We start from the raw sequence: 19898 nt of genomic DNA on the forward strand, positions 1-19898 counted from the left end.
CAAATCCTGATGGAAGTAGGTAAAGAATATTTATACAATACCGATATTATTGGAAAAACTAAAGTTCATAGTTTAGACAGTAATTATAAAATAAACATTAAAACATCAGTCACTTATAAAGGAAAAGATCCGGACGAAGATTTTCACATTTTTGAAATTACAGAAACGGAATATAATTTAGAAATGTATGAAGATCCTTTAATTCTACAGATTACTGAAATGACCAACAAAGTATGCAGTATTTACAGTACGCTTGAAGTTGGCGTTAATAAAAAAGGTGAAATCGCTAAAATTTATAATGGTGAAATGATTCGTGATAAATGGAAAGAAGTAAAAGATTGGTTAACAAATGCGCATCCCATCGAAGCTTATGAAATTATCAGGGCAAAAGAATACGAGCTCACTAACGAAGAAATGGAAATCAAAAGCATCAGATATATTCATTTTTTGTATCAGTTCTTCTATATTTTTGGAAAAGAACCTCTTGCTGAAGGTAGCAAAAGTTATCAGAAAAGAGAAGATATGGATCGATTTGGAGCTGGTGTAGTGATTCCTGTCAATATTTCAGTTACTGAAAAACTAAACGAGCAGGAATTAAGCGAATGGAATGTTGATGGAATGATGATCCGAGATGATAAAATGATTCGAAGGTTACGGGAATTTGCAAAAGACAATTATATGCATCCCGATTACAAAGTAAAAGGAAAGTACTTATATGATGACAGAATCTTGCTAAAGTCTGATTTTACAATCACAGAGCAGCTTGGCGAGTTTTTCTATTATCATTGTTATATGGATACTCACTTAGAATTCTAACAGTATTATGGCAGACGAACAATATCTTACCGAAAAACACTACGTTGTTTGTGATAAAGGGATGGCGCCTAAAAAGATGAAAGTTACAAGCCAGGATTTTGTAACCTTCAGCGGAGATAAAGCTGCCACTGAGCTTGATACTTTAAAAGGCAATAACTTTATCTGTCTTGGCAAAACCGCATTCATCGCAGGAGCCGTTGCCGGAATTGCTGTGGGAATTTGCGCAATGATTCCCGGACCGGGATGGCTTGTAGCAGCAATTATTGCAGCAGCTATTTTAGCCGCAGTTGCAATTGGAGCACTAAAATGTAAAGCGGCAGCACCAAGTAGAAAATGGGAAAATACAGCAGAAAAATTTGAGATAGAAGGCAATAATGCACTCACATTATCTTCTGTGATGATTTGTGTATCAGAAGGCGGAACAATTACTCCGAAAGAAACAGCTTGGGAAGCGTGGGGTAGTGCGGCACTTACAAATCTTGGTCACGTTGCCAATTTTGCTTTCGGGTTTCTTGCCGGTCGCGGTGCGGTAGGAATGGTAGGAGGTGCAGCAGGAGCAACCACAGCTGCGGGAGTTACTGGAGCACGTCAGACTGCAGTTACATTTGGGCGTGAATTTGGACGACAATTTGCCAATACTGCAAGAAAAGAATTAATCGAACAGTTTACTTTTAAAGGCTTTAAAAATGCATCCTTATTTTGTAAAACCATGCGTGGACTGGGAATTGGCGGAGCTTATTATGAACAGTACAATATTTGGAGCAGTGATAAAAGTGCTATTGAAAAATTACAGGAAAGCGGCGTAAGTCTTATATTAGGAATTTTTGCAGCTAAAGGGGCTACATTAGTATGTTTTCCTGCAGGAACAAAAGTACATATTCAAAATGGATTGGCTAATATTGAAGATTTGTATGAAGGAGATTTCGTACTCACCTTTAATGAAGAAACTAAACAGCAGGAATACAAACCTATTCTTACAAAACACGAAAGGTTTACTCAGCAAATGCTCTCTTTGGAGTTGCCAACAGGAGAATTTATTCGTGTCACTCCTGAGCACAGATTTTTTTGCAATGATGAATGGATAGAAGCAGAAAACCTTAAAGCCGGAGATCTTTTACATTTAAAAGGCGGAGATTATACTACCGTTATCAGCATAGAAACCTTGCCTCATTACGAAAAAGTTTATAATTTTGATATTGAAGGCAATGAGAATTATTATGTGACCGAAGACGGGATCTTGGTGCATAATGGATATCAAAGAGGAAGATTACCGAAAACTAATGGAGAATGGGTTGAGGGAACTCCAGGCAATGGACTGTGGAAATCTGACAAACCAGAGGTAAATGCAATAACTAATAACGAACCTATTCCATTTACAAATGGAAGACCGGATTTTAGCAAATGGAAAGTTGGAGATGATTTAAAAGTTGACGGAATGACAGGTGCTGATAGTGATTTCCCTAAAATATATGAAAAAATGAAACAAGAATATGGATTTAAAACGCAGAAAGAGGCAAAAGAATGGTTAAGCCAGCAAGGTCTTACTCCTCACCATTTAGATGACAAAACTGTACAGTTAATCCCTACAGATTTACATGGGAATGTTCCTCATAAAGGAAGTGCATCTGATATGAGAGAATTAAACGGAATTTAAAAAAAAAATCATGAGTAATATATTTAATAAGATTGAAGATTTAGGAGGTGTTAAATATTTAAAAGATCAAAATTCAGAATCATTGCAAGATGAAGGTTTGTCTTTTGTGAAAAAAACTATGGGAAATATCCCTGATAGTGAAATTGCTGAATTTATCTCCAAATTTGGTAACAGCAGGTTTACTAAAGATGTTTTTGCGAAAAATAGTAATAAATCAGAATTTTTACAATCAGGAGAAATAGAAATTGGAACGATATTCGGATGGGGGCAATCAAGTAAAAGTATAGAGTCGATAATAGATCAATATTATTCGACAGATCAAATAAATTTAAAATTTTTTCCTTTATTTGAAGGTTATCCGGGTGATATTATTTATTATTCTTTAGAAGAAAATTCTTTTGGCAAAATCTATTATTGGCATCACGAGAGCGATATTGATGAGGGAAATATATTTATTGCTGACACATTACAGGATTTTATTGATACTTTTTTATTAAATATGAAAATGATGTTGTTGAAAAACCTCTTTCGGATGATGAACTTGAGCAAATTAATATAAAAAGAAAGAAGGTAGGCTTGCCTCCAATTGATAAGTTTAAAAATATAATATAAATGACTATTGTCTGATTAAAAAATAGTAATTATTGTTAAAGTGGTTCATTAGGGTAGCTTTTTTTATTAAAATTTTGTAATTTAATATTGAAGGCAATGAGAATTATTATATAATTTATAATAGTTTTTTACTCAGGAATTTGCTTCTGAAAACAACTAATATTAGATCATAATAAGCTTCAGAATAAATCAAACAAAGAACGCATCAATTTGATGCGTTCTTTGTTTTAAATATGATTTAACTGTCAAAATATTAAAAATATTAAGTCCTTTCCTTATTACAAAAAATTTCAATTATTGAAGTGATAAAGAATCTCCTGATATAAATCTATCCCAAACAATCCCATTTTCTTATATTTGTTCTTTATTCAAAATATGGACGCAACACAGGACAAAAGGCTTTTTCTTATCGATGCTTATGCAATGATTTTCAGAGGATATTATGCATTGATCAGAAGCCCTAGGATTACGAGTGGGGGAGTTGATACCTCTGCAATTTTCGGTTTTACAAACTCTTTGATCGAATTAATCAGACGTGAAAGACCTACTCATTTGGCAGTGGTTTTTGATGTTGGGCAAGCAAGTATCAGAACCAATGATTTTGCAGAATACAAAGCCAACCGTAGCGAAACTCCTGAAGCCATCAGAATTGCGATTCCTTATTTACACAGGATTTTAGATGCCATGCATATTCCGCATTTGGGTGTGGAAGGGTATGAAGCAGATGATTTGATAGGAACACTTGCATGCAAGGCTGAAAAAGAGGGCTATACCACGTTTATGGTAACTCCCGATAAAGATTTTGCGCAATTAGTAACCGATAAAATTAAAATGTACAAGCCTGGATTAAAAGGTGGTGAAATCGAAATTCTGGGTGTTGAAGAAGTAAAAGCAAAATACGGAATCGAAGATCCAAAACAGGTCATTGATTTTCTTGCGATGATGGGTGATGCCGTTGATAATATTCCGGGCTTAGATGGCGTCGGCGAAAAAACGGCAATGAAATACTTACAGGAATTTGGCACTATCGAAAATCTTTTAGCCAATACCCATACATTAAAAGGAAAATTAAAAGAAAAAATAGAAGCCTCAGCCGAGCGTGGAATTTTATCTAAAAAATTAGCGACGATTATTTGTGATGCGCCCGTAGAATTCCATCAGGAGCAATATGATCTTGAAACTCCGGATTTTATAAAAGTAAAGGAGATTTTTGACGAAATTGAGTTCACAAGACTGTATGAAAATCTTTACCGTGCATTTGCGCCTGCTCAAACAGGTTTGGTAACAAGCGATGTTGAGGGGAAAAATAGTGGAATTGAAGCAAAAGAAACTCCACAGCAAAAAGTTGCGAAAAATGTAGGTCAACTCGATCTTTTTGCCAATTTTGAAGAACTCGATCAGGCAACTTCTACCAAAGAAACGATAACTGAAAATGATCACTTGTATCAATTTGTAGATAATCCTAAAGCTCAGAAAATATTAGTTCAAAATCTATTAAAACAAAAAGCTGTTTGTTTTGATACCGAAACCACTTCTTTGAATGAACTGGAAGCCGAATTGGTCGGGATGAGCTTTTCATATAAAAAAGGTTTGGCATATTATATTCCGCTTTCGGAAGATCAGGGTGAAGTTTTACAGACTTTGGAAATTTTCAGACCGTTTTTTGAAAAAGAAGATTTACTGAAAATTGCTCATAACTTAAAGTACGATTACAAAGTTCTGAAGCAATACAATATGACCGTGAAAGGTGCAATGTTCGATACCATGATTGCCCATTACCTTTTAAATCCGGACGGACGACACGGAATGGATTATCTTTCAGAAGTTTATCTAAATTATAAACCTGTTTCCATCGAAACCCTTATCGGTAAAAAAGGAAAAAATCAGGGAAGTTTTAGAGATGTAGACTTAAGAACGCAGACTGATTATGCAGCTGAAGATGCTGACGTAACTTTCCAGTTATATGAATTGTTTGCGCCTCAATTGAAAAAAGAAAATCTTGAAGATCTTTTCTACAACATAGAAATGCCATTGATGGAAGTTTTGGCTAAAATGGAATTGGAGGGAATTTCTTTGGACAAAAAATGGCTCGCTCAGGAAAGCATCGACCTTGAAAATGATTTAAGACAATTAGAATCCAAAATATTTGAAATTTCCGGTGAAGAATTTAATATGAATTCGCCACGGCAGTTGGGTGATGTCTTGTTTGATAAAATGCAGCTTGATCCGAAAGCCAAAAAAACAAAAACCGGACAGTACGCAACTTCCGAAGATGTGCTTCAAAAATTAGCTTCAAAACACGAGATTATTCAGCATATTTTAGAGTATAGAACGTATCAGAAGCTCAAATCAACTTATGTTGATGCTTTGCCGTCACAGATTGATAAAGATGATAATCGTGTTCATACCAATTTCTCGCAAACGACGGCTGCAACAGGTCGTTTGGCAAGTGTAAATCCAAATTTACAGAATATTCCGATTCGTACTTTGAGAGGTCAGCAAATCCGTGGAGCGTTTGTTTCCGCCGAAGGAAAGAAAATTATTTCTGCCGATTATTCTCAGATCGAATTGCGTCTGATTGCCGAAATCTCTGGTGAAGATAATATGATTAAAGCCTTTCAGGATGGTGAAGATATTCACGCTTCTACGGCTGCAAAATTATTTAATATTCCTTTGGAAGAAGTTTCAAAAACGCAACGTGGACAGGCAAAAACCGTCAATTTTGGAATTTTATACGGTCAGGGAGCTTTTGCTTTGGCAGAACAAACCGGATTATCGAGATCAGAAGCCAAGCAGATGATAGAGGCGTATTACGAAACTTACCCGAAATTGAAAGAATACATGGCGGAGCAAGTGAAAAGAGCTCGTGATATCGGTTATGTAGAAACGATTTTAGGAAGAAAACGTCACTTGAAAGACATCAACTCCGGAAATTTTGTGGTGCGAGCTCATGCCGAAAGAAATGCCGTAAATGCTCCCATTCAGGGAAGTGCGGCTGATGTTGTAAAAATGGCGATGATTAAAATTCAAAAAGAACTAGAGAAAGAAAAATTGCAGACAAAAATGCTTCTTCAGGTACATGACGAATTGGTTTTCGAATCTCCGATTGATGAAGTAGAAGTAGCTACAAATATCATTAAAACAGAAATGGAAAATGCCATTGAAACGCAGGTTCCGTTGTTGGTTGAGGTTGGAGTAGGGAAGAATTGGCTGGAAGCGCATTAACATGGAAGAAAAGATAGTTATTCTCGGAAATGGTTTTGATTTAAGACATTTTCTACCAACTTCATATAATCATTTGATTTCAATTTTATGCGAGATTGAAAAGTTGCCTGAAGCCAAAAAATCTATTTCGTTCTCAGATTTATTCGATGGTGTTTTTAAAGAAAAGAATGAATGGTTTTATAATCAAATAAATGAATACTATCAAACTGAAAATTTCATTTTCGATCTTGAAGAAATTAAATCAATTCAAAATAGATTAGGTGAGAATTCGTGGTTTCAATATTTTAAATCTGTTGATGAAAATAAGATTGAAACTTGGATTGATTTTGAAACTGAAATAGAGAGGATATTACTTTCAGTTTTAGAATATTTTGAAAGTTTTAATAAAAGTGAATTTAAAAAACCAAGGTATGCTGGGCTAAATGGAAATCCTGTTTTTTTTGTACCCATAGCATTGGAAAAAGAATTTTTTAAAAATAAGTTACAAATATCTTTGCTGAAATTTTTTGGTTTGTTTCATGAAGATGGTCATAATTTAAATGTATTTGAAAAGTTTATTTTAAATATTGGAAATGAAATTCAATATTATAAAGAAAGAGATTTTCTTAATTTTATTTATATATCCTTAGAAAATTTTGTAGGAATATTTAATGATTATATAATCAGTGTCATAAATGTGTTTTACAAAAATCTAAGAAGAGAAAAAATGGAAAATTTTACAGTGAAAGATGACCATTTTATTTTTGAAAAAACAAATCAAGTTTTTAGTTTTAATTACACTTCAACTTTAGTTAATTTTTACAGTTCAAAGGTAAAAGCAAGACAATTGGAAGGAATAATTGGAAGTCAGTATCAACCTATACATGGTTTAGCAAAAAATGATTGGGGGAGTAACTTAGAAAATTTGACAATTGTTTTGGGTGTTGATGATATTAATAATTCTTTGAAGAAACATAAGCTTTTCCAATTTACAAAATACTTTCAAAAATTACATAAGCGTACTGATTATCTTTTCTTAGACAGTTATAAAGAAAAAATTCGAAAATATGATGGAAGAAGAATAACTTTCTACTTTTGGGGACATTCTTTAGATTATTCAGATCGTCAATACATTAAAGAGATATTTGATTTAGTGAGTACAATAAATGGATGTAAAATCAAAATTTTTTATCATTCTATTTCAGCAAAAGGTGATCAACTAAAGAATCTTTTAGGAATTATTGAGAAAGAAAAGATTGAGAAATTTATGAAAGATAAAACTATAGAATTTATAGAATCTACATCAGAAAATTTATTCAAAGAATTATAACTAAAACTTCCGCTAAAATGCGGAAGTTTTTATTTATTAAAAAATCATCATAGTATCAAATGATAGTAAAAATCTAATATTCAAACTCAATCCCACCCATATATACCAAAGAAAATTCATCATTTTCAACAGAAACAGGCTTTGGAATTTGTCCTTGGCTTACAAATATTAAAGAGTTGATGTCAAATTTCAATTCTGAAAGGTTGATTTTGTGAACCAATTCAGGAAGCCATTGCTCGGCAAATGAGTAATCTGAAAAGTTTTCATAAATATTTTTGCTTAAATTTTCGAAACCATATTCTGCCAAATCACCATCAAACCAAATTGTATCTTGAGATTCAGAAAATTTTGAGATGTAATTGTCGTCATCTTCTTCATTCAGATAGTAGTTATCATCTTCTTCTACAAACTGCAGAAAATCTTCTTCTGAGTTAAAATTCCCTACCCAAAAATCTAAAGTCTGTGTATTCATGCTAATTTTTTGAAGCGTCAAAGGTAAGATTAATAGTTTTATATAAAAAGTTTTCTATGATTTTACAAGATAACAACGTATGTAAACCGTCAGTTCGAGTAGATTTTGAAAAAATCGTATCGAGAGCTTTTCGATTTTTTTGAATGCTTGTAAGTATTTGGCCAGAAGTTGACAAGTTCTCGATACATTTTTCTCCATTTCATTCCGAAAAACACTCGAACTGACGAAGTGTTTTCTATTCGGTTAAACCTTCAAAAATCCACGAAAAGCTCTTGCAGCATAATAAGAATTTGCGCCATTGTGATACAGAAAAACAGTGTTGTAGCGTCGGTCACAAAATAATGCGCCGCCCAAAGCTCGGATATCTTTTGGGGTTTTAATCCAACTTGAAGTTTTCAAGTCAAATTCTCCTAAGGTTTGTAAAAATCGATATTGGGTTTCATCCAAAATTTCTACACCCATTTCCGAAGCGACAGTCAATGCATCATTTTGTGGTTTGTTTTCTTTTCTCGAATCTAATGCTTCACGGTCGTAGCAAAAACTTCTTCTGTTTTTCGGGCTTTCTGGTGAACAATCAAAAAATGTGTATTCATCAGATTTTTTATCATAATTTACCACATCAGGTTCGCCGCCGGAAATTTCCATTTCGTTGAGCGACCAAATTTTTTGCGGATTTGCTTTAAGTTTTGTTTCAATTTTTGACCAATCCATTTTTGGATGACGGTTGGTATTTTTCTCAAAACGCTGTTGCAGAATATCCAGTAGTTCAATGGTTTCTCTTTCTGATAATTGCTTTTTTGATGCCATGATGGTGTTTTTTAGTTTTAAAAATTTAAGGAAAATAAATCAGTTTGTCATTGGGCAAATCATACTCATAGATTTTGTCGGTTTCAGAGTCGATGTAGAGCCATTGGAAGGTATTGATTTTGTGTTCAGATTCTGTATAAATTCCCAAAACGTAATATTCTTTGTTTTCTCTGGTCTGTTTTTCAACGGAGTAGGCGAGATCGATCTTGTCTTTTAGGGATAATTTAACCAAATCATTCTTGGAATTGGCAATATAATATTCTGCGAGATTCTGTAAATGGTCTAAATAAGAATCTGAAATTTCATCTTCTTTTGAGTAATGATATTTGATAGGTTTGCGATATTCCTTTCTGAGCTTTGAAATATTTCCGTCTTTGATTTTTTTAGCAGAAACAATCCACTGTGCAATTTGCGGAGTCTCTCCGTCACCTGCAATGTAAATCGTGTCATTTTTCCATTCAATGGCGATGAGATCACCCCGAAGAAAACTGCGGTCGTTGTTATTATCATTAACAAAATCGATTTCTTCTTTTCCTTTTCTACCGTTAAGTTGAGTATAATCAAAGTTGTCATTGTAAGAAATAAATTCAATCGTATCTCTTTTTATTGAATTTTTTTTTGCTTCAATCTTGGGAATTTTATCTGTTTTGGTTTTTTCCTGCGGCTGATTCTTTGACTCAGGTTGAGTGCAAGAACAACAAAGAGCAAGGATAAATATCGCAAAAACTTCTTTCATATTTTTGGTTTGGAACATAAAAATAATAAATTTAATGAAATGAAAATTATGAAAATTTTATCACTCAATGTGTATTTTCAAACTTCCAAATAATGCTATAGGGTGTATAAATCATTTAATAAAGCTTTAAAATTTTCCTCACTTTTTTGATCTGCAAAATTTGCAATCCTAGAAATTGGGAAGTAGAGCGAAAAATCTGCAAAGTCTTTGTTTTTATAAGCTACTCTTGTTATTTTCTGTAAGTTTAAAAAATTCTCCCGAAGATCACTTGAAGGAACGTCTTGTTTTACGTAATACAATTTATTCTGATATTCAACTATAGGATCTAAACTATGAACAATACTAACGTAATATAGAATTGTATCTAACTCATTCTTCTTCAATTTTTCATTAAAATAACTGTTAGATTTGTGAGATTGATAGCTATGTCTGTATAAAACCATGTGCTTTGATAAGAAACGATAGATGGTGTCATTTTCAATATTAATACCTGTAGACTCTTCGTTTATTTTACCGTACTTTTTTTCTAAAGCAAAAAGTTTTTTGTCTATTTCTTCAGTCAAATCATAAACTTTTGTATTGGGATCGCTTTTTAATTTTACAAATCTTTCCTGATCAGTAGAATGGAGAGAATCTAAACTTTTTACAAGTTCAGCATTAATCGAATTTTTGATTTTTTGCTGAGTTAATTCTTTCCAAAATGGGGTTAATCTGTATTCTTTAAACTGAGATTGTTCAAAGAAACGTTTCTCGGCACCTTTCATCATGAATCGTCTTGCCCAATCATTGACTTCCTGCCAGTTTTTAGTTTTATTTGCGCAGATTAGGGCATTGTAAATATCACGACTGTAGAGGTAATCTTGTTTTTTTAGCTCATTATAAGAAAGCAAAGCTTTTTCAAAATCTTTTGTAATAATTGCGTTCTCTGATTGATTTACGATGTCATTGTAAGCTTTAATACCTTGGCCATTTAAAGTGATAACTCCTAAAATCAGTAGAAGCACCATGGCTATTTGATTTTTCATTATTTTAATTTGTGTTTTATGTTTAATTTGTTCAGCTAAGAAACTCTTTTTCCCATTTCACTCTCCAAAATTGTTTTTTCTAAACGTGAAAGTTGTGTTTTTTGTTGTTTAGCACTCATAATCCAATGCGTCATGACCTTTTTATAAGATGGTGCTTGCTTTTCGAAAAATTCCCAGGCTTTTTGATTGGTTTTAAATAGGTTTTCATATTCTTTAGAAAATTTCACATTTTCATTTTCGTGAGAATAGATCCCGGATTTATTTTCTTTTCTAAGCTTAAATGCATCAACGCCTGCTGGTTTCATAAGACCTGCTTTGGTCAATTCTTCCATTTTTTTAATATTGATGGTACTCCAGATGCTCGTCGGTTTTCTTGGGGTAAACCGAATGCTGTAGCTTTCTTCATCAATTGATTTCCTCACACCATCAATCCAGCCAAAGCATAAAGCCTGATCTACAGACTCAGACCATGTCATAGAAAGTTTTTTCGTTCCGACTTTATAAAAACCCACTAATAGCTCTGTTTTTGTCTTGTGATTTTCTTCCAGCCATTTGCGGAAGTCTTGTTGGGAGGGGAAAAAGCTTGCTGTCATTTCACAGGATATTTTATTGCTTTATTTCTTTCAATCGGATTGTTGTATTTTCTGATATAATTTTGCTCATCTTTGATCAACGGTACAAGTTCGCTGGCTTTTGTATATCTTTTACCATCAATATCGATACTTTCTGAAGAGCCGTTTCGCAAATTTTCTCTGTCCTCATGCATAGGATCATTGTAGAACTCCATTGCTTTTTTAAGAAATATTTTTTCTGTTATAAGAATTGGTTTTCGTCCGTATCTTACTTCCAAAAAATTTGATGTATCGTAAGTTTCAGCTAATTTTTTGCTTTTAATCAAATTGAAGCTGTATTGTTTCTGACTGTCTTCGATTGAAACAATTAAACCAGGTAATCCTTTAAATTTATAAGGGCCTTCTGAAAAAGGAATTTCTTTGGTAAACCATGCTGTCCATTTTCTGCCGCCAAAATTGGTTGTTGCTTTTTGTACGGAAAATCCCGCAAGTTGTTTAGTTTCGTTAGATAAATTCCATTTAATTAAATCTTCGGTAATATAGCTGTAGATTTGAAAATCAATTGCACTGAAGTTGAGATTTTCATTAGAGTTTTTCTTTCTTGTTACAGGAATATGTTTTGTCCAATTTGTATTTTTATCATTGTTTGCTTTGTTGATTGAATCTTTTTCTAGAAAAACATTGTCATAATATTTGCTGCCATCAGGATTTATGTCTAAAACCATAAAACTTTTAAGCTGTTCGGCTTGCGTGGAGTCTTGTTTGAATTTTAGTTCATAAAAGAAACGGTGAGTTTGTGCGTTGGTAAAACCAATCATTAAAAATAGCAGGAAATAGGTGAGTTTCATTTATTTGAATTAATAAGCAACTAAGATAATAAAATCCCCTTAAAATGATTTAAAATTTAGTAAATCAAAAAGAAACGTTGAACTTAAAAAGCAACATTTAAATTAAATTATCACCATAGATTTAATATAAACAATTGTGATCACTCTTATTTTTTGAATCCTTACATTTGTAAGGCATTCTGATTTTAAAAAAGAGTGAAAATGAATTTAGATATGATTGACAGAAGATATAAGGAAACGATTCATACCGACAACAATAATTACGAATACATCACCGTCAACCACGACGAAAATAAAGTCAGAATTTACACCCTAAAAAACGGATTGAAAGTTTTTTTGGCTCAAAATTTTGATGCCCCAAGGATTCAGACCTACATTCCTGTGAGAACAGGGAGTAATAATGATCCTTCTGATAATACAGGTTTGGCGCATTATCTAGAACATATGATGTTCAAAGGAACATCAAAAATCGGAACGCAAAACTGGGAGAAAGAAAAAGTTTTGCTCGATCAGATTTCAGATTTATACGAACAACATAAAGCCGAGCAAAATCCTGAAAAGAAGAAAGAGATTTATAAAAAAATAGACGAAGTTTCTCAGGAAGCAAGTCAGTTTGCAATCGCCAATGAATATGATAAAATCATTTCATCTCTCGGAGCGAGCGGAACGAATGCCCACACATGGTTTGATGAAACAGTCTACAAAAACAATATTCCCAATAATGAACTTGAAAAATGGTTGAAAGTTGAAAAAGAACGATTTTCAGAATTGGTCCTCAGACTTTTTCATACTGAGTTAGAATCTGTTTATGAAGAATTCAACCGAGCGCAGGATAACGATTCTCGTTTGGTGAATGATTCTTTGATGGAAGCTCTTTTCCCAACACATCCGAACGGTCAGCAAACGACTTTAGGGAAACCTGAACATCTGAAAAATCCCTCCATGAAGGCAATTCATAAATATTTTGATGAATATTATGTTCCCAATAATTATGCAATGGTTTTAGTGGGTGATTTAGATTTTGAGGAAACCGTGAAGCTTGTCGATAAATATTTTGGCTCAATTCCTTATAAAGAATTGCCAAAAAAAGAAGCTATTACTGAACAACTAATAACTGAAATTGTTGAAAGAACAGTCTACAGTCCGACAACGCCAAGAGTACAGTTGGCGTGGAGAACCGATAGCTATGGTTCAAAAGAAGCAATGCTGGCTGATGTTGTTGCTAACATTCTGAGCAATAGAGGAGAAGCCGGTTTGCTGGATTTACATATCAATCAGACTCAAAAAATGCTTTGGGCACAGGCGTATTCTTTAGGTTTGAAAAATTACGGTTTCTTTTCGATAGTTGCCGTTCCGAAAGAAAATCAGACCTTACTGGAAGCAAGGGAAATGGTTCTCGAGCAGATCGAGCTGGTGAAAAAAGGAGACTTCCCAGATTGGATGCTTCCTGCTATCATCAACGATTTTAAACTTCAGAGAATGAAAGCTCTCGAAACTGCCGGAGGTTTAGCCAATAATCTTTACGACACCTACATTAAAGGCAGAACCTGGGAACAGGAGTTGAATGAGATGGATGAATATGCTGAAATCTCCAGAGGAGAAGTGATTTCTTTTGCGAATGATTTCTTTAAAGATAATTATGTGGTCGTGAACAAAGAGAAAGGAGTAAATGACAAACTGTTGAGAGTTGACAATCCCGGAATTACTGCCATTAAAATCAACCGTGACGCTCAATCTGAATTTTTAAAGAAAATCATTAATGAAAAAACTGAAGATATTCAGCCTGAATTTATTGATTATCAGAAAGAAATAACGACGGATGTTGTTAAAGATAAAAAAATAAGTTTCGTTAAAAATAAATACAACGAAATTGCTCAGGTACATTTTATTTTCCCATTTGGAAGTGATAATGACCGTGAACTGGGAATTTCTACCCAAATTTTACAATATCTTGGAACAGAAAAATTCTCGCCCGAAGATTTGAAAAAAGAATTCTTTAAAATAGGAATCACCAATGATTTTAAAACCACTTCAGACCAGCTTCATATTTCGCTCAGCGGATTAGAGGAAAACATGAAGGAAGGAATTGAATTGCTTCAACACTGGATGAAAAATGTACAGCCTGATCAGGAAATTTATAATCAGTTTGTAGAAACGATTCTGGAAAACCGTGAAGCAGGAAAGAAAGATAAAAACCGCATCATGACGGCTTTGACGAACTACACAAAGCTGGGTAAAGGTTCAAGATTTTTAGATTTTCTTTCGAAAGATGAACTTGAAAATACAAGAGTAGAGGATTTTACAGAGCGTATTAAAAGTTTATTTAAATTCCAGTATCAAATCTTTTTTTATGGGAAGGATTTTGAGAAATTTAAGCAGGAAATAGAAGGTTTTATTGAAATCCAGAGCCGAAGCATCCCTGATCCAAAGAAGTATCCTGAGCCGGAAACGGTAGGAAATGTCTATTTCACCAATTACGATATGGTGCAGATGGAGATGAGTAAAATAGGGAAGGGACATCATGTGAACACGGAAAATTTTGGTAAAATCAATGTTTTTAATGAATATTTTGGGCGTGGTTTGTCATCAATCGTTTTTCAAGAGATTCGTGAGAGTAAGAGTTTGGCGTATTCAGCGTATGTTTCCTATTCTCCGAATGCAGAAATTGGTCATTCCGATTACATTACAACGTATGTCGGAACACAGCCAGACAAACTGCAGATTGCCGTCGATACAATGACCGAACTGATGGATGAACTTCCGGAAGTAACCACTCAGTTTGAAAATGCAAAAAATGCCGCATTGAAGCAGATCGCCTCAACAAGAATTACAAGAACCAATATATTTTTCAATACATTAAAACTACAGAAACTAGGGATTACTCACGATTTCAGAAAAGATATTTACAGTCAGATTGAAAGCTTGAATTTTGACGAAATTAAGCAGTTTTATCAGACCGCTATCAAGCCTGTACAGTTTAATACAGCCATTATAGGGAAAAAAGAAAACCTGAATTTGGAAGCTGTGGAACAAATGGGAAGTTTTAACGAAGTTAATTTGGAAGAGATTTTTGGGTATTAATTTTTTCTCGCAGATTTTAAAAATTAATCAGATTAATTTAAAATTGAGTCAAAAGAATATTTTAAATCATTAGTTTTTAAACTTTGGCTTTAAAAAAAATGGGCAGGCGAAATCTTAGATTTCGCCCGCCCATTTTATATATAAAATTGAACTTTACTTCACAATTTTCATCTCGTCAATCAGCCATTTAGAATCGGCAAATTTATCAACGATGAAAAGAATGTATTTTGTGTCAACCATGATGTTTCTGCTGAAACGTGGGTCGTAGTTGATGTCGCTCATTGTACCTTCCCATTGTCTGTCGAAGTTCAGTCCTACAAGATTTCCCTGCGCATCTAATGCCGGACTTCCAGAGTTCCCACCTGTTGTATGGTTGGTTGCCGTAAATCCTACAGGAACATCTCCTGTTTTATCTTTGTAGTTTCCAAAATCTTTTTTGTCGTATAGATCAATCAGTTTTTTCGGAACATCAAATTCGTAATCTCCGGGAACATATTTTTCCATGACACCTGCCAAATGCGTCTGGTAATCGTAAGTTACGGCATCTTTCGGTGTCGATCCTTTTACTTTTCCATACGTTACACGAAGGGTAGAGTTGGCATCCGGGAAGAATTTTCTGTCTTTATCTGTCGACATTTGCTGTGCCATATATTTCTTCTGCAATCCATCAATTTTTGCCTGCAAAGAAGTGAATTGTGGGTCAGCAGTTTTCATATAAGTATCTCTGATGCTTAAGAAAAGTTGATAAATAGGATCTTTCTTTAAAGTTTTAATCAATTTATCCGGATTAGAAAAAGCTTTATCAATATCAACATTCAAAGAAGCTCCGTTGACTGCAGCTCTTCCTGTAATGATGGAGTTTTTTGATATTTCTTCAATATTGGTGATATTTTGAGTTTCATTTTTATACTTGTCAAAACCAGCCGGTAAAAATTGTGATGCAGTTTTGTTGGCATATAAAGCCAAAAGTTTTGCGGTAACTTTTGCATCCAGTTCTGCGCTGTAGTCTTTGTAGAATGAAGTTAATTTGCTCTTTAGTTTGCTAAGCTCTTTCTCATCCATTCTTCCTGCTTCAACAGAATTAATGTAGCTGTAGTAGTCGCTTGCAAGCTTTAATGTTTCAGCGTTTCTTATAACTTCAGTATAATATGCATTGTTTAAAGCGTAAGGCGCTTGATCTTTATATGAATTATTAAGCTCGTCTAGGGTGGTTTTTATTTGCGGGTTTTTAGAAACCAGAGAACCTTCGTACATTACTTTTTTCTGAACGGCATTTGATTTTTTCAAACCTTCTACTTCACCGATCCATTTTTTCCAATAGTTGGCAACGGAAGCAAATTTTGAAGCATATTTAATACGTGTAGCATCATCAGCACGCATTTTTTCGTCTAAAGTTTTCAAAGCAACGTCACGTACAGCAATTCTCGCAGGGTCAATCTCAGTCATGATTTTCTCAACAGCAATCGCAGGAAGATATTCTGTTGTTCTGCCTGGGAAACCAAATACAAATGTGAAATCATTTTCAGCTTTATCTTTTATAGAAACAGGTAAATAATGTTTCGGAACGTAAGGAACGTTATCTTTAGAATACTCAGCAGGTTTATTGTTTTTGTCAGCATAAATTCTGAACATGGAGAAATCTCCGGTATGTCTTGGCCAAACCCAGTTGTCAGTATCACTTCCGAATTTACCGATGCTTTGTGGCGGTGCTCCTACCAAACGAACGTCTTTGTAGGTTTCAATCACATAAGCGTAAAATTTATTTCCATAATACATCGATTTTACAGAAATCGACTGATAGGGTTCTGTTTTTTGAGAATTTTTATAAATCTCAATATTTGTGGCGATTTTTTTTGAAAGTTCAGGCTCCTGAAGATTGTCTGTGTCTTCTAAAATCTGAGTCGTAACTTCTTTGATATCTAAGATAAAATCAACGGTAACTCCGGGATTAGGTAATTCAGTTCCCATATTTTTAGCCCAAAATCCGTTAGACAAAAGGTCATTGTCAACCGTTGAATGTGCCTGAATTTGTCCGTATCCACAGTGGTGATTGGTAAGAAGTAAACCTTTTGGCGAAATAATTTCAGCCGTACAACCTCCGTTAAATTGTACCACGGCGTCTTTTATACTTGGTTTTTGAGTGTTGAAGATATCTTTGGCAGAGATTTTCATTCCCAAATCTTTCATCTCCTTTTCATTCAACTCAGTGGGAATCCACATTCCGCCGTATTGCTGGGCCATTACCCAAGAAAAACTGAAGAACGCCGAAGCAATCAAAATAGTACGTTTTATCATTACAAAAAATTTTGTCTAAAATACGGATTTAATTTTCTTAGAAAAAAGAAAACCCTTCCGAATTTTTATTCTGAAGGGTTTGGGAATTTATATCTTCTAGATTGAAAAATCTAACTTAATTCGACAAATAAAGTCTCATCATTTGTGTCTCTTAAGTAGCAGCAAAATTAAGTATTTAATAAGTCTAATGAAATGAATCTATGTTAAGAAATGTACCTTCTGATACGGCTTAGCGCCTGCGGGGTAATTCCCAGATATGAGGCAATATATTTCAACGGAATCTGAAGGATATATTCCGGGTAGGACTTAAGCAAATTCAGATATCTTTCTTCTGCATTATGCGATACCAATGAAATCTCCCGCTGTGCTTTTTTTAAATAAAGCTGTTCTGCGGAAATTCTTCCTATATAATTACCAATTTTGGTGTTTTCGTACAAATCGTGCACATCCAGGTGGTGAATTCTGTAAACAACAGTGTTTTGTAATGCCTGAACATTGTATTCGCAGGGATTTCTAGTAATGAAAGAATCATATGCACTGTAAAACATATTTTTAGCAATAAACGAAAAAGTAATCTCTTTAGGTGGCTCTGTAGGATGGGTTTTGTGCATGAAAAAACGCACAATCCCTTCAACAATAAAATAAAGGTAATTTTCTGTCTCTCCTGAGTTTAATATGATTGTTTTTTTAGGAATTTCGATCTTCTCAAATTTGACTGTCTGACGCTTCGCCTCTTCCAAAGAAATTCCTAATCGGTTAACGTAAAAATGCAATAAATTTTCCATAAAATATGGATGCGAAATTAGTGAATTATGACTGATTTCCAGCCTTTTTTCGGTGTTTTTAAATCTAAAATCTTTGAATTAGATGATGATTCCCGTAAAATTGTAAAAAAACTTCTTTAATTTCTCAAAATTCATACGCATTTACTTTTTCGTCATGTCGAAGTTGCTGAATAAATAGATTATGATTGGTATGTTTCCCTGTCAACATCCATGTTGTCGTAATATTTTCCTGATTGAATTTTTGTCTGACAACGAAAAATTTTAAGTGATAATTTTTAAATATATTTTCAAAATAAGCAACATCTTCAAAATTTTTCACAACTATTCTATATTCTCGAATTTTATGATTGTTGTCTATGAAATTCTGCAAATAAGTAAGCGAACTCAAAATCAAAAGCACTAAAACAGTTCCCATCAAAGAAAGATAAACGTATCCTGAGCCCACAGCCATTCCAATCGATGCCGTTGCCCAAATGGTGGTTGCAGTAGTGATTCCGTCGATTTTATTATCTCCTTTAAAAATAACTCCCGCACCCAAAAAACCAATTCCTGTAATAATATTTGCCGCCAGACGATCAGGATCATTCACTCCGATTTTTATAGAAAGAATAGTGAAAAGACAAGACCCGAAACACACGAGAATGAAGGTTCGCAGACCTGCAGATTTATTCCGGTATTCTCTTTCGGCCCCGATAAAAAGCCCAAGAATCACCGAAATAAAAATCAATACCAGCTCGTTCTGAATCGAATGATCTTTTAGAAAATCCATTTTTTGATTTTGTTTAAAATAAAATTACGATAATTATTGATTAGATAAATTTAAAATAATAATCTTTGTTAGAAACAATATTAGTTTGAATTGAATATAAAAATTAAATCCATCTCAACTTTACCGCCATCATACAGGCTTCAGTCATATTTCCAACACGAAGTTTCTCCAAAACATTCTGTCGGTGACGGTTTACGGTATTGATGCTGATGAAAAGTAATTCAGCAATTTCCTTGCTTCTTTTTCCATCCTGAATCATTTTCAAAATTTCCTTTTCACGAACTGATAAAAACGATGAATTTCCTGCCTCTGTCTGATGAATGACTGAACTATTTGCCGTATTGATAATCATCCCGTGATGAAGAGAAGAGTTTAGAAAATCAAAATGATAGAGGCAAAGTGCCAGTTCTACATTTTTATTATTGGCATTTGTGAAGTAGAACATTTTGTGCAAAATTGCTTTCTGCTTTTGGTTATCAGCAATTCTTAATCTGCTCACCACACAATAATCTTTGTGCTGTTCAAAAGGAATCGTTTTAATGAACTGAAAAAACTGAAGTTCAAGCAAATGCTTCTGTAAAACATCTTCAGAATTTAATTTTGCGAAAAGTTCTTCTTCCCAAATACTTTCAATTTCCTGAGTATTTTGCTCTTGAAAAATATTCAATTCATCTGCCAATTTTCCTGAGTAAACATAACTTTTATTGTTTTGAAGGTCACTCAAAACTGCAATTCCATTTTCTAAATCCACAAAATTTTGGGCAATTTCCTTAGATTTTTTAAGCTGTAGGTTTTCGCTTTCGAAAGTGGAAGCGAATTCTTGTTGCAGAAGTTTTTCGTTGAGATCGGATTGGATGGGTTTCATTTTTTGGAAAATTTAATGCTTAATTGA

The 19898-nt window shown here is 33.8% G+C and carries 16 protein-coding genes; 6 read left to right on the forward strand and 10 right to left on the reverse strand.

Annotated features, from left to right (window positions below; all coding sequences use genetic code 11):
* Positions 1–9: 9 nt before the first annotated feature.
* The 5 genes from EAG08_RS16090 (at position 10) to EAG08_RS16110 (ending at position 7616) form a co-directional block, all read left to right on the forward strand.
* On the forward strand, positions 10–816 hold the full coding sequence (locus EAG08_RS16090; RefSeq protein WP_129536319.1) for a hypothetical protein: 807 nt from the start codon (positions 10–12) through the stop codon (positions 814–816).
* A 7-nt stretch (positions 817–823) separates the two neighbouring features.
* Positions 824–2470 (forward strand): polymorphic toxin-type HINT domain-containing protein, encoded by a 1647-nt coding sequence (locus EAG08_RS16095; protein ID WP_129536320.1) that lies wholly within the window; start codon positions 824–826, stop codon positions 2468–2470.
* 10 nt (positions 2471–2480) lie between these two features.
* A complete protein-coding gene (locus tag EAG08_RS16100) occupies positions 2481–3029 on the forward strand; it encodes an SMI1/KNR4 family protein (RefSeq protein ID WP_129536321.1) in 549 nt (182 codons plus the stop codon).
* A gap of 428 nt (positions 3030–3457) precedes the next feature.
* The gene (polA, locus tag EAG08_RS16105; RefSeq protein WP_129536322.1) at positions 3458–6307 is read left to right on the forward strand and encodes a DNA polymerase I; all 2850 of its coding nucleotides are present in this window, start codon (positions 3458–3460) and stop codon (positions 6305–6307) included.
* A 1-nt stretch (position 6308) separates the two neighbouring features.
* Complete coding sequence (locus EAG08_RS16110) at positions 6309–7616, forward strand: AbiH family protein (RefSeq protein WP_129536323.1); 1308 nt, start codon at positions 6309–6311, stop codon at positions 7614–7616.
* Positions 7617–7689: 73 nt separating this feature from the next.
* Here the strand turns inward: EAG08_RS16110 and EAG08_RS16115 are convergent, their stop codons facing one another.
* The 6 genes from EAG08_RS16115 to EAG08_RS16140 all read right to left on the reverse strand — a co-directional run bounded on the left by EAG08_RS16115 (position 7690) and on the right by EAG08_RS16140 (position 12076).
* Complete coding sequence (locus EAG08_RS16115) at positions 7690–8088, reverse strand: immunity 22 family protein (RefSeq protein ID WP_129536324.1); 399 nt, start codon at positions 8086–8088, stop codon at positions 7690–7692.
* Between the two features lie 243 nt (positions 8089–8331).
* Complete coding sequence (locus tag EAG08_RS16120; protein ID WP_129536325.1) at positions 8332–8895, reverse strand: DUF4256 domain-containing protein; 564 nt, start codon at positions 8893–8895, stop codon at positions 8332–8334.
* A gap of 25 nt (positions 8896–8920) precedes the next feature.
* A complete protein-coding gene (locus EAG08_RS16125) occupies positions 8921–9631 on the reverse strand; it encodes a hypothetical protein (RefSeq protein WP_228446601.1) in 711 nt (236 codons plus the stop codon).
* A 95-nt stretch (positions 9632–9726) separates the two neighbouring features.
* A complete protein-coding gene (locus EAG08_RS16130) occupies positions 9727–10656 on the reverse strand; it encodes a hypothetical protein (RefSeq protein ID WP_129536327.1) in 930 nt (309 codons plus the stop codon).
* Between the two features lie 35 nt (positions 10657–10691).
* Complete coding sequence (locus tag EAG08_RS16135) at positions 10692–11249, reverse strand: YdeI/OmpD-associated family protein (protein WP_129536328.1); 558 nt, start codon at positions 11247–11249, stop codon at positions 10692–10694.
* Positions 11246–12076 carry a GLPGLI family protein gene (locus EAG08_RS16140; protein WP_129536329.1) on the reverse strand — a complete coding sequence of 277 codons (831 nt, stop codon included), beginning with the start codon at positions 12074–12076 and terminating at the stop codon, positions 11246–11248. The genes EAG08_RS16135 and EAG08_RS16140 overlap by 4 nt, the downstream gene beginning before the upstream one ends.
* A 201-nt stretch (positions 12077–12277) precedes the next feature.
* On the opposite strand from EAG08_RS16140, the gene EAG08_RS16145 reads away from it, so the two are divergent.
* The gene (locus EAG08_RS16145) at positions 12278–15157 is read left to right on the forward strand and encodes a M16 family metallopeptidase (protein WP_410493268.1); all 2880 of its coding nucleotides are present in this window, start codon (positions 12278–12280) and stop codon (positions 15155–15157) included.
* 153 nt (positions 15158–15310) lie between these two features.
* Here the strand turns inward: EAG08_RS16145 and EAG08_RS16150 are convergent, their stop codons facing one another.
* From EAG08_RS16150 to EAG08_RS16165, 4 genes are all read right to left on the reverse strand, one after another.
* On the reverse strand, positions 15311–17452 hold the full coding sequence (locus tag EAG08_RS16150; RefSeq protein ID WP_129536330.1) for a S46 family peptidase: 2142 nt from the start codon (positions 17450–17452) through the stop codon (positions 15311–15313).
* A gap of 203 nt (positions 17453–17655) precedes the next feature.
* Positions 17656–18237, reverse strand: a complete 582-nt coding sequence (locus EAG08_RS16155; protein ID WP_129536331.1) for a Crp/Fnr family transcriptional regulator — start codon at positions 18235–18237, stop codon at positions 17656–17658.
* A gap of 124 nt (positions 18238–18361) precedes the next feature.
* Positions 18362–19006 carry an MgtC/SapB family protein gene (locus EAG08_RS16160; RefSeq protein ID WP_129536332.1) on the reverse strand — a complete coding sequence of 215 codons (645 nt, stop codon included), beginning with the start codon at positions 19004–19006 and terminating at the stop codon, positions 18362–18364.
* Between the two features lie 103 nt (positions 19007–19109).
* Positions 19110–19871, reverse strand: a complete 762-nt coding sequence (locus tag EAG08_RS16165; protein WP_129536333.1) for a response regulator transcription factor — start codon at positions 19869–19871, stop codon at positions 19110–19112.
* Between the last annotated feature and the right edge of the window lie 27 nt (positions 19872–19898).

The sequence above is a fragment of the Chryseobacterium sp. 3008163 genome (assembly GCF_003669035.1).
Classification (GTDB): Bacteria; Bacteroidota; Bacteroidia; order Flavobacteriales; family Weeksellaceae; genus Chryseobacterium.